The organism is Paenibacillus sp. UASWS1643 (genome assembly GCF_008693195.1).
In the GTDB taxonomy this organism is placed as follows: Bacteria; Bacillota; Bacilli; order Paenibacillales; family Paenibacillaceae; genus Paenibacillus; species Paenibacillus amylolyticus_B.
Map to the genome: position 1 here is coordinate 24,724 of NZ_VXKZ01000087.1, position 18,021 is coordinate 42,744.

The 18,021-nt window shown below is 48.2% G+C and carries 14 protein-coding genes; 12 read left to right on the forward strand and 2 right to left on the reverse strand.

Going from position 1 to position 18,021, the window contains the following annotated elements; all coding sequences use genetic code 11:
• The first annotated feature begins 15 nt into the window (after positions 1-15).
• The 4 genes from FE296_RS01935 to FE296_RS01950 all read left to right on the forward strand — a co-directional run bounded on the left by FE296_RS01935 (position 16) and on the right by FE296_RS01950 (position 4,919).
• Positions 16-1,773 carry a cache domain-containing sensor histidine kinase gene (locus FE296_RS01935; protein WP_124116705.1) on the forward strand — a complete coding sequence of 586 codons (1,758 nt, stop codon included), beginning with the start codon at positions 16-18 and terminating at the stop codon, positions 1,771-1,773.
• Positions 1,770-2,564, forward strand: a complete 795-nt coding sequence (locus FE296_RS01940; RefSeq protein ID WP_150364126.1) for a response regulator transcription factor — start codon at positions 1,770-1,772, stop codon at positions 2,562-2,564. Before FE296_RS01935 ends, FE296_RS01940 begins: the two co-directional genes overlap by 4 nt.
• A gap of 115 nt (positions 2,565-2,679) precedes the next feature.
• Positions 2,680-3,999, forward strand: coding sequence for an extracellular solute-binding protein (locus tag FE296_RS01945; RefSeq protein WP_124116703.1), 1,320 nt, complete (start codon positions 2,680-2,682; stop codon positions 3,997-3,999).
• Positions 4,000-4,037: 38 nt separating this feature from the next.
• Positions 4,038-4,919, forward strand: coding sequence for a carbohydrate ABC transporter permease (locus FE296_RS01950; RefSeq protein ID WP_124116702.1), 882 nt, complete (start codon positions 4,038-4,040; stop codon positions 4,917-4,919).
• A 38-nt stretch (positions 4,920-4,957) separates the two neighbouring features.
• On the opposite strand, the gene FE296_RS33710 is transcribed toward FE296_RS01950, so the two are convergent.
• Positions 4,958-5,080, reverse strand: coding sequence for a hypothetical protein (locus FE296_RS33710; protein ID WP_257467776.1), 123 nt, complete (start codon positions 5,078-5,080; stop codon positions 4,958-4,960).
• A 55-nt stretch (positions 5,081-5,135) separates the two neighbouring features.
• Between FE296_RS33710 and FE296_RS01955 the strand changes: the two genes are divergently transcribed.
• The 6 genes from FE296_RS01955 to FE296_RS01980 all read left to right on the forward strand — a co-directional run bounded on the left by FE296_RS01955 (position 5,136) and on the right by FE296_RS01980 (position 12,355).
• Positions 5,136-5,999, forward strand: coding sequence for a carbohydrate ABC transporter permease (locus FE296_RS01955; protein WP_124116906.1), 864 nt, complete (start codon positions 5,136-5,138; stop codon positions 5,997-5,999).
• Positions 6,000-6,240: 241 nt separating this feature from the next.
• Positions 6,241-7,650, forward strand: a complete 1,410-nt coding sequence (locus FE296_RS01960) for an MATE family efflux transporter (protein ID WP_150364127.1) — start codon at positions 6,241-6,243, stop codon at positions 7,648-7,650.
• Between the two features lie 179 nt (positions 7,651-7,829).
• Positions 7,830-8,726 (forward strand): helix-turn-helix transcriptional regulator, encoded by an 897-nt coding sequence (locus FE296_RS01965; RefSeq protein WP_150364128.1) that lies wholly within the window; start codon positions 7,830-7,832, stop codon positions 8,724-8,726.
• Between the two features lie 249 nt (positions 8,727-8,975).
• Complete coding sequence (locus tag FE296_RS01970; RefSeq protein WP_150364129.1) at positions 8,976-9,686, forward strand: response regulator transcription factor; 711 nt, start codon at positions 8,976-8,978, stop codon at positions 9,684-9,686.
• A complete protein-coding gene (locus FE296_RS01975) occupies positions 9,683-11,188 on the forward strand; it encodes a sensor histidine kinase (RefSeq protein WP_150364130.1) in 1,506 nt (501 codons plus the stop codon). Before FE296_RS01970 ends, FE296_RS01975 begins: the two co-directional genes overlap by 4 nt.
• Positions 11,189-11,248: 60 nt before the next feature.
• Complete coding sequence (locus FE296_RS01980) at positions 11,249-12,355, forward strand: TolB family protein (protein WP_150364131.1); 1,107 nt, start codon at positions 11,249-11,251, stop codon at positions 12,353-12,355.
• A gap of 50 nt (positions 12,356-12,405) precedes the next feature.
• Here FE296_RS01980 and FE296_RS01985 read toward each other — a convergent pair whose 3' ends face one another.
• Positions 12,406-16,038, reverse strand: a complete 3,633-nt coding sequence (locus FE296_RS01985; RefSeq protein WP_190944990.1) for an InlB B-repeat-containing protein — start codon at positions 16,036-16,038, stop codon at positions 12,406-12,408.
• A gap of 415 nt (positions 16,039-16,453) precedes the next feature.
• On the opposite strand from FE296_RS01985, the gene trhO reads away from it, so the two are divergent.
• Together trhO and FE296_RS01995 are read left to right on the forward strand one after the other, a co-directional pair.
• Entirely contained in the window at positions 16,454-17,341 is an 888-nt protein-coding gene (gene trhO / locus FE296_RS01990; RefSeq protein ID WP_124116691.1) for an oxygen-dependent tRNA uridine(34) hydroxylase TrhO, read from the forward strand.
• Positions 17,342-17,353: 12 nt separating this feature from the next.
• Positions 17,354-18,001: a helix-turn-helix transcriptional regulator gene (locus tag FE296_RS01995; RefSeq protein ID WP_124116690.1), complete on the forward strand. Its 648-nt coding sequence runs from the start codon at positions 17,354-17,356 to the stop codon at positions 17,999-18,001.
• Positions 18,002-18,021: the final 20 nt, after the last annotated feature.

Genomic DNA, 18,021 nt, shown 5'->3' on the forward strand with positions numbered 1-18,021 from the left:
AGGAGAATGGGGAAGTTGCATTGGAAAAAAGGACATTTTAACTCCCTCCGCAATCAGATCTTCATTGGTTTCGTTCTGGTGATGCTTGTTGTTCTGCTGCTCGCAGGCATATCGGCTTATGATCGGGTAGCTGCTCTGCTAAAAAGCAATGCGGAGAAACATATTCATCAAACTGCTGTCCAAGCCAGCGGCAGATTGGATGCACTCATTGCACAAGTGAACTCGCTGACCGCCCAGGTTGCGGATGATTCCTATGTGCAGCGCCTGCTCAGCGATGAGAAGCTAGGCAACCCGGCCACCTTTAATCAGCGCCAAGCTCTCTTGCAGATTGCAGGCAGTTATCAGTCTTTCATCAACGGAGCGCAAAGTATGGAGATATACACTACGAGTTATAACCGCATCTTTCCGATGGATGACCGATCCCTCGATCTCAGAGTGGAGCGCAACTGGATCAACCTGGCGGATGAAGGAAAAGGCAGACTGGTATGGGCAGGCGCTGACCCTGAAGATCCGGGTGTGCTTCTGGCTATTCGGCGCATTAACCTGCTGGAACATTCCTTTGAGCATGGAGGCTATATTGTGGTGCGGATGCAACGCAGTTTCTTTCAACTCAATGATTCGAATGGGGCAGATGGTTCGCAGGACTCGATCATGCTCTTGGATGGGGCAGGCGAAGTTGTGACTTCTGATCTGGAGATTAATCTCGATCCCAAAGCCATATTGGACAGTGGATCCGTCGTGCAGAACGGGGAGGAATCCTATATCGTTGTCCGGCAAAAGTCTGAATTAACGGGATGGACACTTGCTGTGCTGACTCCGCTGCGGGAGACAACGGAAGGGGTATCCATCCTGAGGACGGCGCTTCTCATTTCGGGAATCATTGGTGTTGCTCTGTTCCTGATCATGTCCTTTTTTCTGTCCACGATGATTACACGTCCGCTCATACGCCTGATGCGGGCCATGCGTAGTGCACAACCGGGAGCCATGAGACCTAATCTAATGGTCAGCGCTACGATGGAGATTAATGAACTCAACAACGTGTATAACCAGATGGTCTACAGACAGAACGAATTGACCCGTGTGGTTCATGAGAAGGAAGTCATGCAGTCCCGGGCGGAGTTGAAGGCGTTGCAGTCTCAGATTAACCCCCACTTTCTATTTAACACACTGGAGGCGTTCTATTGGTCCCTGGAGGAGAAGGGAGACGAGGAGATGGCACGTATGGTTGTGGCGATGTCCCGATTGTTTCGTTACATTATCTCCAGCTCTCAGCAGGATGAGTGGGTTACGATTGCCGACGAGCTGGAACACGCAGAGCGGTATCTTCGCATTATGCAGATGCGGTTGGGGGATCGAATGCAATGGGAGATTCAATTGAGTGATGCGGGTCGTAAGGTCCCCATTCCGAAACTGCTTATACAGCCCTTGGTGGAAAATGCGATCCTCCATGGCATTGAAAGTAAACTGGGACCCGGCAAGATAAGCATCCACGTGGATGTTTCAATCGATGAGAGTCTGGTTCGCATTGAGGTTCGGGATGATGGTCCCGGTATGGATGAATTACGGCTTCAATCTGTCATTCATGCTTTACATGGTGGTCCCACTGTATCCAACAAGGGGTCAGGCGTAGGTCTGATCAACGTACATCGACGGCTGAAGCTCTACTTTGGCAGCCAACTTGGCGAACGGTGCAAGCTCTCCTTAACAAGTAAGGTTGGGGAAGGGACCGTCATTGGCTTTGAGATTCCCATGGGAACGGAGGGTGCAATATGATTCATGACAAAACGATTCTTATTGTTGATGATGAGCCACGTACAAGAGAGGGTATTCGCAAGACATTGGAGGGATGGTCAGCAGGACGAAATCACATTCAGACTGCAGAAAGTGGCGTCGAGGCTGTCGAATGGCTCAAGAAAAAGCCGGTGGATCTGTTAATAACGGATGTTCGCATGCCGGAATTTTCCGGTTTGTCCCTCATTGAAGCCATTCAGCATTTTGCAAACAAACCTGTTGTCCTGATTATGTCGGGACATGCCGATTTTCAATACGCCCAGCAGGCCATTAAGTTGGGTGTTGTGGAGTATATGTTGAAACCGATTGATAAGGAACAATTGCTACAGACCGTCGAAAAAGCCCTAAAGTTCAGCGAACAGCAGCGACGTATTCAAACGATGCAAGAAATGGTTGACCCCAAGCTGCTGGATGTTAAGGAGCGAGGGGAACAGAGGCTAAATAGCCAGATCAGTGAAGCTTTGACCTATGTGGATACTCACCTGGGTGAACATGTGACCATGCGTGAAGTCGCTGATTTGCTCCATCTCAACTCCAGTTATTTCAGCGTATTGTTTAAGGAACAGATCGGCATCAATTTTAGTGAATACCTTACCCGCAAACGCATTCAGCGCGCGAAGGAGTTGCTTGTGCAGACAGCCCTGCCGATCTCGGAAATTGCGGAACAGGTGGGGTATCAGACGGATAAGTATTTTATCACGGTATTTAAAAGTCTTGAGGGGCTTAGTCCAAGCAAATATCGGCATTCCCTATCTGAACGAGATAACAAATAACCTCAAAAAAGTGGAGTTTTTCCAAATTGTTCTGGTCTTATAGAGGCAATAGACCCGTGCTACAATTTGGTTAAAGCGGTTACATTAACCGAAAAAACCAAGGGGGTCTGGAATAATGAGCAAAAAGACGATGGCCATTCTTCTGTCATGGACGCTGGTTCTCGCCGTAATTTTATCCGGATGTAACAGTTCAAGTTCGGAGCAAGCGGGTGAAACGGGCAGCAACGGCACAGATGGGAAAGTAACCCTCAAATTCATGCACCTCTGGCCGGCAGGCAGTTCTGCACAGCAAAATAAATTGGTCAACGATATCATCAAGCAGTACCAGACGGATCATCCGAATGTGACCATCAAGCAGGAAGTGCTGGAGAATGAACAATACAAGAACAAATTGAAAATCCTGTCTGCATCCAATGAACTTCCCGATATTGGTGTAACTTGGGCTGCTGGTTTTCTGGAGCCTTATGTGAAGGGGAACCTGTTCGCACCGGTCGATGATCTGCTGAGCGACTCGCTGGGCGAAAAGTTCATAGCTGGCACAACAGAAGCCTATGCGATTGACGGCAAAACATATGCCCTACCTATCGAGTTAAATATCTCCCCCATTTATTATAACAAAGCCATTTTTGCGAAATATAACTTGCAGCCGCCAGCAACGTACGATGAATTCCTGAGTGTGCTGAAGACACTGACCGAGAACGGTGAGGTTCCGATCGCACTGGGCAATAAAGACCGCTGGACTGGCTCACTCTGGTATATGTATCTGGCAAATCGGTTAGGTGGAGATGCACTGGAAAAGGCAATCAATGGCACCGGCAAGTTTGACGATCCTGCTCTGACTCAAGCTGCTGCCGAGGTACAAAAGCTGGTGGATATGAATGCCTTCAACAAAGGTTTCAACGGGTTGTCCAACGATGAGGGCAAATCCGAATTCATGAACGAAAAAGCTGCCATGTATCTGATGGGTACGTGGGAACTGCCAAACTTCACGACTAACCCGGATATCCCACAGGAATTCAAAGACAAGATCGGATTTTTCAAATTCCCAACGATGGAAGATGGCAAGAGCGATATTAACAGCTGGGTAGGTGGTCCAGGCGTAGGGCTGTTCGTGGCCCAGAATTCCAAAGTGAAGGAAGAAGCGGCGAAGTTCGTGCAATACTTTGTGGAAAAATGGGGTGAGAGTTCGGTGACTGAGGCAGGCGTCATCCCGGCAACCAAAGTGGATACGGCTGCAGTACAGCTGCCACAGCTCTACATCGACCTGCTGAACGAATTGAATCAGGCCAGCAGCCTTACGCTCTTTGCAGATGTACAGATGAAACCGGCAGCCGCTCAGGCCCATCTGGACATGATTCAGGCGTTGTTTGGCAAAGCGGTGACACCAGAGGATTTTGTGAAGAATCATCAGGCTGCAATTGATAAGGGCAATTGACGTACACGTGCTTGAACGCTTGAAGGGAGGATAATGTGATGGACAAAGTCATGTCCAACCGTCTCGTTGCTGCGTTGTACGTGCTACCTGCACTGCTTCTGCTGCTGATCTTGGTTTACATCCCGATTGTGCTCACCGGGTATTATGGGTTGATGCAATGGGACGGGATCGGTGCAATGACCTTTATTGGATTGGATAATTACGCCAGACTGCTTCAGGACGGAACATTCTGGCAGAGTGCGAATCATACTTTTTTGCTTGCTTTGTTCTCCGCGCTGAGTCTGATCGGTTATCTGATGATTGCTTTGGTGCTGTCAGGCAAGATCAAGGGTGCCAATCTGTTCCGCAAAATATATTTGATCCCGATGCTGCTGTCTTCGGTCGCGATCGCCCAGTTATGGCTGAAGATCTATCATCCCAGCAATGGTGTGCTAAACACTTTTCTGGAAGCGATCGGCTTCAGCAATCCGCCAGCCTGGCTGGCGGAGCCATCACTGGTGCTGTATGCACTGTTCGTACCGATTCTATGGCAGTATGCAGGCTTCTATATTTTGATCTATTATGCGGCCCTCAAAAATATTCCGGAATCTCTGGTGGAAGCAGCCCGGATTGATGGGGCAAGCCCTTGGCAGATCGCTTTTCGAATTAAGTTGCCGCTAATTACTGAAGTCATCAAGGTGACTGTGGTACTGGCTGTGGTAGGCTCACTCAAGTATTTTGATCTCATCTACGTGATGACCGATGGCGGACCGAATGGCTCCAGCGAAGTGATGGCCTCCTATATGTATCGTCAGGCGTTCCGTAGCTTCGACTTTGGTTACGGCAGTGCTGTAGGGTTCTTCCTGCTCTTGATCTGTCTGCTTGTTACCTGGCTGCTTCGTAAAGCGACGGCATCCAAAGATACGATCCAGTATTCCTGACGCTAGTTCGTGTCTGAAAACTCGCTGAAGTGCATCTTTTACCGCCTTTTCGCCCCCTGCTGCGTCACTTTCCCTTGACGTGCCCCGGCACGCCTGCGGAAAATTTCCTTGCTTGGAACGAAAATTCGGCAAAATCTGCCACCTTCGGAGTTTCCAGACACGCCCTAGTGAAATGAAAGGAGGTCCATCCCGGTGAAGACGGATACGGCCGTTAGATTGCCAACTTACCCGGGGACAGGCCGAGGCTCGGCATGGTTAAGGAGATTCGGATATGTTCTGCTATATTTCCTCTTGTCCCTGGTAGCTTTGCTGCAAATTTTACCCTTGGTATGGCTGCTGTTATTCTCGCTTAAAAATAATCAGGAAGTATTCGACATGGCGCCTTTTTCCCTTCCTGCTACCCCGCGTTGGGAAAACTATGTCAAGGTATGGACAGAGGGAAATATCAGCTTGTACTTCTTCAACAGTGTATGGATTACCGTGGTCTCGGTGGTGGTTACCGTGCTGTTTGCCAGTCTGGTGACCTTTGCCATTACACGTATGCGCTGGAAGGGCCGTTCGCTGGTGCTGGGGCTATTCATGGTGGGTCTGATGATCCCTGTACACTCCACGTTGATTCCGCTGTTCAGCTTGTTCCTGAAGCTTCATCTCACCGATCATCCTTTGTCAGTCATCTTGTCTTATATTGCTTTTAATATGCCAATTACCATTATGATTTTACTCGGATTCTACTACGCGCTTCCCCGGGAAGTGGAAGAAGCCGCAGTGATGGATGGCTGCTCCGTGCATCGAATTTTCTTTCGGATTATCTTGCCGATGACAGCTTCGGTTATCTCCACAACGGCAATCATCAACATGATCTATAACTGGAATGAGTTCATCTTTGTTAATACGTTCATCAGTACGGATTCATACAAGACCCTGACCGTTGGGGTGCAGAACTTTATCGGTCAATATACAACGGACTGGGGAGCCATTGGTGCAACGCTGATGATCAGCATTATGCCGATTCTGATTGCTTTTCTCATCCTGAGTAATCGAATCGTGGAGGGCATTGCTGCTGGTTCGGTTAAAGGTTAAAAGGTTGAGTTGAGGGTTAGGGTCCTTCCATTACTTGCTTAAAAGGCAAGTTGGAAGGGTCCTTTCTTGTCTTCTGAAACCTTTGGTAAGTGTACGGAAGATGGGCTTGATGAAAACAGTGAAAATTCCTATTTATGGTATTACAAAAAACTTTCAACTATTTTCGCAAAACTACTGCATTTTCAAACCACCTGTGCTAACATACCCTAAGAATTAAAGCCCACATGGGAAAGGTGAGAAAATGACAGCAATATCCTCAACCAAAGAGTCCCTTCGTTCTGATGCCAAGGATCTGAATCTGATTCGACTGACATGGCCCATTTTCCTGGAACTCTTCTTATTTATGTTGATGGGGAGCGTGGATACGCTCATGCTCAGCTCGGTATCCGATAATGCGGTCTCCGGCGTTGGAGCAGCCAATCAGATTATTTCTATCGCTATCCTTGTATTGGAAGTCATTGGACATGGTGCTGCGATTGTAGTAGCACAATATATCGGATCGAAAAAGTTAAGTGAAGCAGCCCAAGTTACGGGTAATGCGATTACACTGAATCTTATCGTAGGTCTGGTCCTGAGCGGAATCTTCCTTCTGTTCGGCGGACAATTGCTAACCCTTCTGAATATTCAAGGCGAAATTTATGATTTTGCCCGTTCGTATATAAATATCGTTGGTGGCGGGATCTTCCTCCAGGCACTCATTAATGCGCTGGCTGCGACGATTCGTACACATGGTTACACCAAAGAAACGATGTATGTTGCTGTATTCATGAACGTGATTCACGTTGTTGGTAACTATGCATTGATCTTTGGACACTTCGGCCTGCCGAAACTTGGGGTGGAAGGGGCAGCCATCTCCACGGTAGGAAGTCGGTTTATCTGCCTGCTGATCTTCTTCTGGTTGTTGTATCGTGTGAGCGAGGTACGGGTGGATTTCGAATACTACATTAAATTGTCCAAGAAATTCATTGGCAAAATTCTGCGGATTGGCATTCCGTCTGCGATGGAGTCCATGGTATATCATTCCTGCCAGCTCGTGTTCACGCTATATGTGACCTATCTGGGCGCAGAAGCCATGGCAACCAAGCAGTATGCGGGTAATATCTCCAGCTATATCTACTTGTTCAGCATGGCGATTGGTATGGGGACATCGATCATTGTAGGCCGGCTTGTGGGTGCGCGGCGCAAAGACGATGCGTACAAACGTGTTTTTGACAGTGTAAAATGGGCCCTTCTGGCCACGGTTATCATTGATGTAATCATCATATTTTTCCGCGTACCGCTGATGAGCATATTTACGGATAATCCGGAAATTATCAAGCTGGGGGCTCAAGTGATCCTGCTCAGTCTTTTGCTCGAAACAGGGCGTACCTGCAATATTGTGATCATTGGTTCCCTGCGTGCGGCAGGGGATGCAAAGTTCCCGGTATACATGGGTCTGATCTCCATGGTCTGCATGAGTCTGCCTCTGGGGTACCTGCTCATATTCAAGCTTCATCTGGGGCTCGCTGGTGTGTGGCTTGCCATTGCGGCGGATGAGTGGACCCGTGCGGTCATTATGTTCTTCCGCTGGAAGAGCAGAGCTTGGGAGAAACATGAACTGGTGGAGCATGATGACGAAGATGTTGGTGCACAGCCGGTACCGGCTGTCTGACGAAGAATGTTGTGCAAATAGATAAAAGGAGAGTCAATTACGGAAAGCATTCCATTCGTGATTGGCTCTTTTTTGCGTTCCGAGATAGAGGCCAACCGAAGTGAAGATAGCAAAAATGATCAAAACGGCGGTTACACCATTCACGTATAGTAAGGATATGGAAGGGGGCTTTACCTCAGTTGAGCCGTTATCGTGCAATGATTCAGCAAAGTTTGTTTTATATCGAGACTCATCTGCATGAGCAGATTGGGCTGGAAGAAGTGGCATCCGAGGCGTTGTTGTCGCCGTATCACTACCATCGAATTTTCCGTAATGAGGTGGGCATGACCATCGTGGATTATATCCGCAATCGCCGGATGAGTCTGGCGTCCACGACCTTGCGATCGACGGATGCGGGCATTTTGGACATCGCGCTGGCATGTGGTTTTGAGAGTCAGGAAGCCTTCACCCGCGCATTCCGCAAATTATATGGCATGCCACCAGGACGTTTTCGCAAATTGTTCGATCTGAAATTATTCGAAGGAAGAACCAGAGGAGGAGAAGTACAGATGAATCAGACGTCAACAGTTACAGGTTGGATGTTAACGGGAAGTCATCCGCAGAATTATGAGATGGGCATTGATCCTGCCGAAGTGCATCAGGGAAAAGCATCAGGATATTTGAAGGCAGTTACGCCGATGGAGCCTAACGAGTTCGCAACGATGATGCAACAGTTCAGAGCGGACAAGTATGTGGGTAAGCGGATGAAGTTATCGGGATTCGTGAAGACCGAGCATGTGGATGCGTTCTGCGGGTTATGGATGCGTGTTGATAATAACGTCCATGATGTACTTCAATTTGATAACATGCATGATCGGCCAATTACGGGTACGCAGCCATGGAATCAGTATAGTATTGTGCTTGATGTGCCGGAGGGCAGTGCGGTCATTTCATTCGGGGTTATTTTGAACGGTAAAGGAAAAGTGTGGGTCGACAGCTTCCGCTTCGAAGAAGTTGATCTGAACACACCGCTGACGCATATGGAGACAGAGTACGAGATGTCAGACGAGCCGCTCAATCTGTCATTTGAGGAGTAGATGTAGAGGATAACCCAAAACGGCTGACTTAAGCAGTAACATGATTCGGAATCTATAGACCAAGGGCTGATCCAATCACGGGTTGGCTCTTTTTGTTGCCTTTGGGGTATAAAGAAAGTAAAGCGAAGTCCAAGCTGAGAGGAGGACACCTTTCATACAAATTACAACTCATCCATAGCCAATTAACATAGACCTTGCTAACATAGACCCATAAACTAACCCATGACATAGATAAAGAGGATGAATCCCATGAATAAAAAAGTGCTCGTGGTAGATGACGAATCAAGCATCGTCAGTGCCATTGCTTACGCGCTGCGGCGCGAAGGATATGAAGTAGAGACCGCGAGTGACGGCGAAGAGGCCTTGGTCAAGGTTGCATCCTTTCACCCGCAAGTCATGATTCTGGACGTCATGATGCCCAGGCTCGATGGATACGGCGTATGCCGCAGGCTGGAGGACCGGGAGGATATAGGCATTATTTTGCTGACCGTCAAAAATGATATCGTGGACAAGATCGTTGGCCTGGAAATGGGTGCCGATGATTACATGACCAAACCATTCGAGATCCGAGAATTGCTCGCAAGGGTGAAAGCGCTCATGCGTCGTGTTGAGAAAAGCAGTCCACCGCCTGACGATTCGAAGAATCAGGCCATCGTGAATGGCACACTGCGTATTCATGTTGCTCACCGCACGGTGACCGTGAATGAGGAAAAGCTGGATCTGACACCAAAAGAGTTCGACCTGCTGACCATTCTCATGTCCAATCCCGAGCGTGTGTACACACGAGATGATCTGCTGGATCGGGTCTGGGGCATGGAATATGCAGGTGGCACACGGACCGTGGACATTCACATTCAGCGTTTGCGCAAAAAAATCGGAGATACGGATCAGCAAAAATTGCAGACCGTATATGGGATTGGCTACAAAGCATCTGCACCTGAACCAGGCGGGGTTGTATGAGAGTCAGCATCAAGCTGAAGTTCAGTGTTTTTCTGGCAGCCTTGCTTATCCTGACCGTGGTGGTGCTTAGTTCACTGGTCCTGCGCGGTATTGAACGCAATCAGCAGTCACAGATTGAAGGTATTCTATCACAGCAGACACGGCTGGTGAATCTGAATGTGCGACAGTCCTACTACACCGAGTCCGTTCATCTCGATCAGGACGTTTTTTTACAGCGAAATGGCCGCAGGCTGGCACAGGAACTGGCCAACTCTACCGGATTGCCAATAGCACTCTATAACATGACAGGTCAGCAGGTGGGAGCATCCTTCGCCTCCGGTGAGAGTGAACTCGTTCAGGAAACGTTAGACTATGCGCTGCATAATAAAATTGCCTATCATGAACAAGGGGACACCCTGCTCTACGCTGCGCCATTGGACGGTCCGGATGGGCAGATGGGTGCCGTGTGGATACAGTATCCTGTCCAGAGTTACCAAGATTTTTATGCCCGTATCCTTCAACTATTTATGTGGGCAGGGATTGCGGTTGTGGCGCTTAGCTTCATTCTGGGGTATCTGTTCTACAATCGGTTTGCTGTCGCGATTACCCGGCTGAAAAAGTCTGCAGATTTCATTCGCGAAGGGAACTACATTACGGAGTCTCCTTTAAAGCGCAAGGATGAGTTGGGCGAGCTGGGGCAGGGCATCTATTATATGAGTACATCCATTCAGCAAAATATCACAGCCATGCATGCGGAGCAGCAGAAGCTGCAACTAGCGATTGAGAAACTTCAGGCGCTGGAAAAGCAGCAGAAACAATATATCGGTAACATCAGCCATGAGTTCAAGACACCGCTGACATCGATCAAAGCTTATGTGGAGCTACTCGACATGTACAAGGATGATCCGCAACTTCTTGATGATGCCACAAGTAACATTGGCAAAGAAACGGAGAGGCTGTACGAGATGGTGGAGAAAGTACTACATTTATCTGCTCTGGAGAAGTATGACTTCGAGAACCAGGCCGAAGATGTAGAGGTCAGTGCTCTACTGGAGGATGCCTGTGGCCGGATGCGTGGGAAAGCGGAGAAGTTTGCGCTGAACATGGAACTGGATCTTGAACCGGCGGTGATCCGCAGCGATCGGGAGAGTCTTATGCATATTTTCATCAACATGCTGGATAATGCCATCAAATATAACATTCCGGATGGTGTGATCCGGGTGAAGAGCGAACTACGGATGCAGGAGCGTCAAGCGATCATTCGCATCTACAACTCGGGTACGCCGATTCCGGCAGAGGCGCGGGAGAAGATTTTTGAACCCTTTTACACCGTAAACAAAGACAGAGCCAGAAAAACCGGTGGAACCGGACTGGGGCTATCTCTCGTGAAGCAGTTTGTTGAAAAACAGGGCGGTACAATCACCCTGCTGTCGGGCGATCCAGAAGCTGGGGAAGGTGTGACGTTCCAGCTCATGTTCCCTTTGGCTGATTCAAGTTTACAAGTTCGAAACAAGTCTGAATAACTTTGGAAGTATGCGATGTGTATGCTTGGTCTATAGCAAGAGAAACCAGGGGGGACCATCATGAAGTGGAAACAAGCAGCTTTGGGCACGTTCGGAGCCATTGCCCTGTTAACGACAGCGGCATGCGGGGGAACAACGGAGCCGGGGGGCAACGCACAAGGTGGGAAAACGGGCACCGACATTACAGTAAAAGATAATACCAACACGTCCGTGTACCAGAGCTTTAAGCTGGAGAAAATCGATAAACTTCCAAATATGCGCGGGATCGCATGGCTTAGTGATGATTGGATTGTATCCGACAAAGAGAACAAGTCCTTGAAACCCGTCACGGTTGAAGGTCAGGAAAGATACCCGCATAACTTATATATGTATGATCTGACGAAAGGCACAGACACGCCGCTCAAGGAAAGTGAAGCCAGCCTGGGTGCACCGCTGGTGTCACCGGATGGTCAGTACTTATTCTATCGGGAGCCGGAGGAAAATACGGGCAAAGGCTACTTCCTGAACTTGCATAATGGGGAGACAACTCCTGCTGGTAAGGAGGATGGCTTCATCCAAGAGGGTGCATGGCAGGATAATGAACATGTCGTTTTCCCCAATATGAAGGGTGATCTGATCTCGGCAAGTGTGGACGGTACAACAAAGGTACTGGTGGAGACGGGTAATTTCAATGTGCGGAGTATCGAGGTGTCAGGCAATATGCTCTATTATATTACGGGCGAAGACGGCCAGTTGAATGCATACGATGCGAAGACGGGTGACGTGAAACAGGTGCTGAAAAGTGTGGAGTGGGTCATCCCTTCTAATGATGGAACAAGGCTTGCGATTGTGAAAAGAACAGCGGATACCAAACGGGCGCTGGTGCTCACCGATCTGGAAGGCAATGAGAAGGCTACGCTCGCCAGAGGCACGCAGATTTTCGGCACAAGCTGGTCGGGTGATGATTCCAAGATTGCATACACCATCAATTCCGAGAATGATAATGAGAAAGGGCTGTTTGTCTCCAACACGGAGTCGGCAGAACAGTTCCAGATCTCGGCGGATATGGACAACGCCTCTGACCCGCTCGCCTGGAGTCCGGAAGGCAATAAAATCCTGTTATCGCAGGCGGTATTGGAGAACGGATTGTATCACTTTGTAACCTCAGTCATTACGATCTCCGAATGAAACAATCAGAAAAGCCTGTTCCCGGGAAGGAACAGGCTTTTAGATATGCACTAATTCTTTGTGTTCAACAGTAATTTGACCGCTTCTGCACGCGTAGTTTTATCACTTGGAGCAAAGGTATTCAGCCCTTTACCGTTCAGCATCCCGGCTTTTTGCATGCCAGCGACAGCTGCTTTGGCCCAAAGCGGAATCTGTGCGTCGTCAGCAAAGGTTGAGCTTGTGCCAGTTATCGCTTTTAATTGAAACGCATCGGCTACCATGACAGCCATCTCGGCACGGGTTACAGCGTCATTTGGGCGGAAAGCCCCCTCAGTGTCCCCCTGAATAAATCCTGCTTTCACTGCACGAGCTACAGCAGACTGTGCCCAAGCTCCTATTTTTGCATGATCGGTAAAAGATATTGCGGCTTCTGTGTATTCTGTTTGCAGTGCATTCATTAGCATCACCGTAAATTCAGCACGCGTAACGGATGCATTAGGCTTGAATGACCCATCGGAGAATCCACTTACGATACCTTCACGGACGGCTTCCTGAATGAAATCTTCCGCCCAGTGCCCGTTGACATCGCTAAATGCAATCTCTGCTGGAGCCTTGGGTTGTTCAACCGAAAAAACAGCAAATTTGGTGAAATGGTCTACGTCTACGTTGACTTGATTGTCATGAATTGAAGCTTCTCCCGCAGAGATCCACAACTTGTTTTGTTCATCAAAGTAGAATAGCCCAGCCTGTTGATTGGTTGGCAAGCTTGATGTATCAAATGCCAGATTCAAGGTTACGTATTTAGTGAAGTTCTGTTGAACATTCTTAAGTAACTCATATACCGGGCTGATTAGTTTAGTCTGATTAGTTAGCAAGTCCGAAGAATCTGTAATCTGGTCAATCGTGATCTTCATTTCTTGATTAGTTGCTCCAGCCGGGATGGTTACAGTGATGCCATCACCCAAACTCACCTTCCCAGCCTGCCCCGCAGCAAGTGTTAAACGTCCATTCGTGGACGAATGGGTTATGGTATTAGGCGGCGAAGGGGTAACGCTCGACCCGTTGTTATTCTGGTTACCAGAGCCTCCGCCGCTGCTGTTACCATCATTACCACCTGCTGGTGGCGTGGAATTAACACTCCATTTGGCATATAAGATCAAATCGGCTGTAATCTCTGTTTGAGCAAAGTTGAATGGAGTCTTCAACTCGGGGTCTGCGTACCAGCCTGCAAATGTATAGCCGGAACGGCTTGGCGAAGCAGGTGCTGAAAGTTTCTTTCCGTATTCAACAGCTGCATTGGATACTGCTGATCCTCCAAGTGTATTGAACGTTACCTTATATGTGTTTGGTGCCCATTTTGCATACAATGTGGTGTCCTGAACAATCGATCTAGTATTCAGGTCAAATGGCGTACTCCATTCAGGCTCAGTATACCAGCCTGCGAAAGTGTGTCCTGCTTTGGTTGGAACGTCAGGAGCTGCCGCCAACTCACCATACGTGACTGTCTGATCAGGAACGACTGACCCACCATTAGTTTCGAAGTTAACGGTATAGGAGTTGACCGTCCATTTCGCATATAAAGTGAGATCATTGGTTACGGCGGTAGTGTCGAAATCAAAAGCCTGACTCAATCCTGAATCGGTATACCATCCACCGAAAGTGTGTCCTGCTTTGGTTGGAATGTCAGGTGCAGTCGCCAAGTCACCATGTTGAATAGACTGATCAGCAACGACTGAACCACCGTTAGATGCGAAGTGAATGGTATAGGAGTTGACCGTCCATTTTGCATACAGAGTGATATCGTTGGTTACAGTTGTATTGTCAACATCGAAAGCCTGACTCAATCCTGAATCGGTATACCATCCACCGAAGGTGTGCCCTGCTTTGGTTGGAACGTCAGGAGCTGTCACCAACTCACCATATGGGACCGTCTGATCAGCAACGAATGAACCACCATTAGGATCGAAATTAACAGTATAGGAGTTAACCGTCCATTTCGCATACAGAGTGATATCAGCGGTAACGGTGGTATTGCCGAAATCAAAAGCCTGACTCAGACCTGAATCGGTATACCATCCAGCAAAGGTGTATCCTGCTTTAGTTGGGACTGCTGGAACAATCACCTTGTCACCGTAAGACACCTTTTGTTCGTTTACTTCAGAACCGCCGTTACTGTTAAAGTTGATCGTTCGCGGCGTATAAAAGCTGAAATGTAAGGTTGTGGTATTGCCCGCACTATCGGTAACAATCAGTGCATATTCTCCTTCAGATTGAAGCGTTTCTCCGCTGCTGAAGGGTGAACCGTTCAGAGTGGCTGTTCCTTCATTAAAAGTGATTGTTGGGCTTTCATTGTATTTTCCATTATCGGTGACACCCGATACAACGGGAGCTACCGTATCAATGGCAAAATTCAAAGTTGTACTGCCAATACTGTTGGTTACCACCAATGTATAAACCCCGTCAGCCGTAACTGGAGTGCCACTCGGGAATGCAGCGCCATTCAGAAATGCGGTACCACTATTAAATGCAGGTGTTACCGTTTGATTATATATTCCACCGTCAGATATGCCGTTGACTATAGGAGGAGTGGTTTGCTCAATCGTTATGGTCACTGACACCGGAATACTTGTACCCCATGGATTGCTGGCACTATAGGTAAAGCTGTCACTTCCCACATAATTGGGGTTCGGAGTATAAGTAAATGCCCCGTTAGCATTCATTACCAATGTTCCGTTCATCGGCCCACTTTTCAAAATAGTAGTAGAACCGTCGCTATCATTGGAAAGCACGCCTGGTGCAGACTCAGCTAAAGTGGAGTTTTGATTCGTGGTATAGGTGTCTTCGATTGCTTCCGGAAGCTGCCCACCGTCCAAGTTGGGGAACGCTCCTGCGTTAGCAACATAATAAACCAAGTCGGATTGGCTGCTGTTCAAATTAGGTACTTTAAAGTTCACCTGACCATCGCCCCCAAACCTGGTGCTCAACAGACTAAACAGGGGCTGATTACCGTTGGTGGGGAGTGTCGTACCATTCGCTAATATCCAATTGTTCGTCGAAAGATTAACGAGCATGGGAATGATCTCACCAATGTACTCGTTACCTGTACCATTCTCGGCATGGTTAGCTGGGTTCGTAAATATAGCATAATGTACACCATTCATCTCTGGGAGGTTAGGCAACTTGAATTCATCCGATTTGTCTGATCCGTAGGTTGTACCAATCATTTTATATAGATCCGAATATACGGAGGTATTAAGGCTCTGCCCTTCAGCAGTTAACCAACCCGTGGGAGAGAAGAAATATGGAAATAGGCGAACCTCGCCTAACACAGCATTTCGGGTATATAAACCATCTGGGTCTCGGGAAGGGAATATACCATCCATAGCTATGTAATAGCCCATCCCTTCTGGTGCAGCATGGGTAAGGTTAGGTAAGGCAAATGTTGATGTGCCGTCCCCGCCATACTTAATGCCTAGCAGCGAGAAGAGTTTTGAATTTTGGCTTATAGAGAGCGTCTGTCCTCTGGCAGGCATCCATCCTGTGGGCACCGCGCTGTAAGGGAATAATCTGATCTCACCAAGGTAGGGATCTGCGGCTGCGGCATGCGCTTGTTGTACTATGCTGATATTATTCCAGAGACCACTTAGTCCGATCAGGAATACCAACCATATGATGCTTACTTTCCTGAATAGTGTTAAACTCACGATCTCATCCCCATTTTTCATTTAAATATGTTACGTTATGCTTATTCCTGATCCACCTTATCTTTCTAAATCACAGGGGGAAGTCATATAATGATGAGCATAGTTTAATGGATATGAAAGCAAAAATGAATACGATTTTAGTTCAAATTCGAAATATTTTTTTGGATTTTCCAGAGACAAATCATTTATGGTTGAAATGTTCCATATCTTTCATCCCTTTCTATACATTTATATTGACTAAGCTATTCCGCTTCCGATAAACTAGAATGCAGGAATAAAAGTCGAATGTCAGGCAGCAGTTCGAGACGATGTTTCGGGCGGCTGTTTATTTTCTTTTTAACAGTAAGGGTGCAACGTAGTCGTCTTGCCGGATGATCCGGCTCATAACAACATGGAATAGGAACAGGTGATATACATGTGTAACAGCGCGTATCGCGTGCTTTTATATTATAAGTTCGTGAAGATTGAAGACCCTGAGACGTTTACACAAGAGCATCTGCAATACTGTAAGGACCTCGGTGTGAAAGGCCGTATTCTGATCGCATCCGAAGGCATTAACGGTACGGTATCCGGAACTCCTGAACAGACGGAACAGTATATGAAAGACATGCATGCCAACCCGCTGTTCAGCGATATGGTGTTCAAGATTGATGATGTGGAAGAGCATGCGTTCAAAAAAATCTTTGTTCGTCACAAAGCAGAGCTGGTTACGTTCCGCGTGGATGAAGATCTTGATCCGAATGTGATCAGCGGCAAACGCCTTTCACCGAAAGAGTTCCATGAACATCTGCAACGTGATGATGTCATCGTTATTGATGGTCGCAATGATTACGAATACGAAATTGGCCATTTCCGCGGGGCCATCCGTCCAGATGTTGAGTCGTTCCGTGAGTTTCCGGAGTGGATTCGGGAGAACCTGGGTGACATGAAGGACAAAACGATCATTACGTATTGCACTGGCGGCATTCGCTGCGAGAAGCTGACCGGGTTCATGATCAATGAAGGATTCCAGGACGTGGCTCAACTGGACGGCGGTATTGTCACGTACGGTAAAGACCCTGAAGTACAAGGCCATCTGTTCGATGGCAAGTGTTACGTGTTTGACGAGCGGATCTCTGTACCGATTAACCGGACAGAAGAGGATATTGTCATTGCCAGCTGTTATCACTGTGGAACGACACATGACCGATATATTAATTGTCCAACCTGCAACCTGCAGCACGTAAGCTGTGAGGATTGCGAAGAGACGCATAACCGCTTTTGCTCGGATGCCTGCCGGGAGGCAGCACCGGTACACGCATAAGCAGGAGAGCAGGTGCTGATCGTGAAGCGCGAAGAGGAACGAACGACGCGTGAACGGATTTTGTTCATGCTGAAGCAGCAAGGTACATTGACCGCGAGGGAAATGACAGCTGATCTGGGTCTGACCGGCATGGCCATTCGCCGTCATCTGACGGCACTGGAGCAGGACGGCTGGATCGAGGTTCGGGAGGCCCGGGCTACGGCCGGACGTCCGTCCTCGGTGTACCAACTGACGGTACGCGGGGACAGCTTTTTTCCAAAATCATATTCGTCCCTTACGCTGGAACTGCTTGAAGAATTGTCTGACTCAGCCGGGAACGGTGTGGTGGACGCATTGTTCGAGAGTCGTCGGGACAAGCTGCTTCGCAGCGGATTGCCCCAGATGGAGGGCCAAGATCTGGCCGGACGAGTGGAGGAACTCGCGCGAATTCAGAATGCCAACGGATATATGGCGGATGCGTCCAGAGAAGAAGATGGAACCTACGTCATTACGGAAATGAACTGCCCGATTGTACAAGTCGCGAGTGTATACAAGCAGGCTTGCCGCTGTGAACTGGAACTGTTTCGCTCGCTGCTTCAAGCTGAGGTAGAGCGTACCGAATGTTACGCCGATGGCGGCAAAAGGTGCAAGTATGAGATTCGCGAAGCGTCGGGGAATTAACTGGTTTAGGAAGAAAAATA